The organism is Planktothrix tepida PCC 9214, assembly GCF_900009145.1.
Classification (GTDB): Bacteria; Cyanobacteriota; Cyanobacteriia; order Cyanobacteriales; family Microcoleaceae; genus Planktothrix; species Planktothrix tepida.
The window spans coordinates 1-2,258 of sequence record NZ_LN889777.1 but is presented as its reverse complement, the minus strand read 5'-3'; the positions used below and the strand labels follow the sequence as shown (position 1 = coordinate 2,258).

At 37.7% G+C, this 2,258-nt stretch carries 3 protein-coding genes; all 3 read right to left on the bottom strand.

The genetic code is table 11. The features are described from left to right. Window positions 1-3: 3 nt before the first annotated feature. The 3 genes from PL9214_RS03075 to PL9214_RS03065 all read right to left on the bottom strand — a co-directional run bounded on the left by PL9214_RS03075 (window position 4) and on the right by PL9214_RS03065 (window position 2,190). Window positions 4-432 (bottom strand): type II toxin-antitoxin system VapC family toxin, encoded by a 429-nt coding sequence (locus PL9214_RS03075; protein WP_072717386.1) that lies wholly within the window; start codon window positions 430-432, stop codon window positions 4-6. Further along, window positions 429-647 (bottom strand): transferase hexapeptide repeat containing protein, encoded by a 219-nt coding sequence (locus tag PL9214_RS03070; RefSeq protein WP_072717385.1) that lies wholly within the window; start codon window positions 645-647, stop codon window positions 429-431. The genes PL9214_RS03075 and PL9214_RS03070 overlap by 4 nt, the downstream gene beginning before the upstream one ends. A 580-nt stretch (window positions 648-1,227) precedes the next feature. Beyond that, a complete protein-coding gene (locus PL9214_RS03065; RefSeq protein ID WP_072717384.1) occupies window positions 1,228-2,190 on the bottom strand; it encodes a BadF/BadG/BcrA/BcrD ATPase family protein in 963 nt (320 codons plus the stop codon). Window positions 2,191-2,258 lie beyond the last annotated feature (68 nt).

The window sequence follows — 2,258 nt, the reverse complement described above, 5'->3', positions numbered from 1 at the left end:
GTGTCAAACCGTCCAATCTTCTGTTTTCAAACCAGGAACTTTGCTAAAGTCCCTAACATTTCTAGTTAATAATACTAAGTTACGAGAAATGGCGATCGCTGCAATTCTCAAATCCATCGTAGATACACGAATCTGTTGTGATCGCATTTGCTCGAAGATAGTGATTGCAACTGGATCAAATGGTAAAACCGGGGCATTTGCAAAACCTTGAAGGATTTCTAATAACAAAGTATATCCACGAAGAGTGTCGGTATTTGTTTTAGCACGATTGATAAAATCGTGTGCGCCAAGTATTTGTTCGTGAAAACTAATAACTGATAAAGCAAAATCTGATGGTGAGTGTTGGCTCATTTGATCGGTTAAACGAGTATATTCTAAACTTGAACCTCGCTGTAAGAAACTAATGTGGTCGGTGTCGAGCAGATATTTCACAATTCTTGATTACCTTGAACGACGGGTTGATCGGCTTGACGAAAAGCTCGTCCATATTCTAAAGATTTTATAAAAGCTGCTTGATCGGAAACTGAACCGATCAATTTTTCTAGCCAGTTTTCTGATGTAGACTGGCTCTGAGACTTGCCTTGAAGGTCAGCAACCGCTCGTTCAAGAGTTACTAGGCGTTGTTCAAGAGTCGTTTCATCTAACATTTTTCCTCCTGAGAATATTAGGGGCAATTTAGCCGATAACTAAGTTAGCAAAATAATGACAAACTTGTAAATATTATTTCCTACCTACTGACTAAAATCTATGACTAAATAAAGATTTTAAGAATCTTGATTTTCTTGAGCTTTGAAGCAACTTTTAAATCTTTAGTTCACTAGAATAACAACATATATCAGAAATTCCAAAGGTACAACAAGATAGAGTGCATTTACTAATTTTTTGGGGAGATGAACAGTTCTTATCTAAAATTTCTCTAGTCCTTTCCCAAAATTCAGGCGAATCTAAAGTATTAGAGCAGTCTTTACAACAGTCATCATTATCATTATAGCACTTTTGTTGTGACTCGCGATCTAAACAACAACAGCTTAAGCACTGACATTCGCCTTGAGAGTTAGTACAACAGTTGTCATCGGAAGAATCATTACTTTGAGCAGCTAACCGCTTAAGCTCTAAAGCCGCTAATGAACATTCATGAAATCTTTCTCTCATCATAAAAAAAGCCGTTTTGAAATCGTGTTCTCCAAAAGTACGTTTAATATATTGAGAGGTAGAAATCTTCTGATCTTAGCCTATTGTATGTAACGCTAACAACCCTGCACCATAGGCAGGTTCATGACGCGGAGAGATAATCGTTGCTAAAGGTGCGATCGCATTAATTTCAGCTTCAAATTGGCGACGAAAATTCGCTAATCCTTTCCAAACTCCTCCCATAACAACAATTTCAAAGGATTCTGTGGGTTCAAATAAATGGTTAATGGCGACTTCTGTAGCTAAGGCTAATTCATGGGCTGCATTTTTAATAATCGTTTGAGCAATCGGATCACCCGAAGCCGCAACTTGATCCACAATTGGAGCTAGACTGGCAATATCTTTAACTACCCATCCTTGACGGTAAACAACGGGAATTAATTCTTCAATGGAATTTAAGTTTAAAGCGTCTTGAAAGGCTGGAATCAGTTGTGTTGATTCTAATCGACCATCATAAGAACGTAACGCCGATTTTAACCCTTGAATCGCAATATCATAACCACTACCTTCATCTCCTAAAAGATACCCCCAACCCCCGACTCGTTTACTGATTCCTTGATGATTTTTTCCGAAGATATGGGAACCTGTTCCTGCTATTACAACAATACCAACAAAGTGACCTAAACCGCCTACTAAGGCAATGACACTATCACTATTAATAATAATATTTTCTGGGGTTAATTTCCAGTCAATCGGTAATTCTGAGGAGGTTTGAATCTCTTCAATTAAATTGCGGATTAATTCAATATCTTCTGAACGACCTACCCCGGCTAATCCTAAACTAATCCCTTGAATGGGAACGAACCTTTCTAAGGCTAAAAAACTATGTTCAACGGCTTGTTGAATCGCTGAAATAATGGCTATTTTAGCAGCCTCAATTCCAATGGTTTGATAATTCGATGGCCCAGCTTGTCCGTGTCCTAATATTTTGCCATCAGCACTCATTAACACACAAACCGTTTTAGAACCGCCACCATCAATTCCTAATACATGAATCATCAGAAGATTTTAAGTTAAAATTAAGTTTTAAAATTTTATAATAGCACTAGGGAACAGGGAACAGGGAA

Excerpts from the sequence above, each read along its gene's own strand:
- PL9214_RS03070 (WP_072717385.1), bottom strand. The coding sequence starts at position 647 with ATGTTAGATGAAACGACTCTTGAACAACGCCTAGTAACTCTTGAACGA.
- PL9214_RS03065 (WP_072717384.1), bottom strand. The coding sequence starts at position 2,190 with ATGATTCATGTATTAGGAATTGATGGTGGCGGTTCTAAAACGGTTTGT.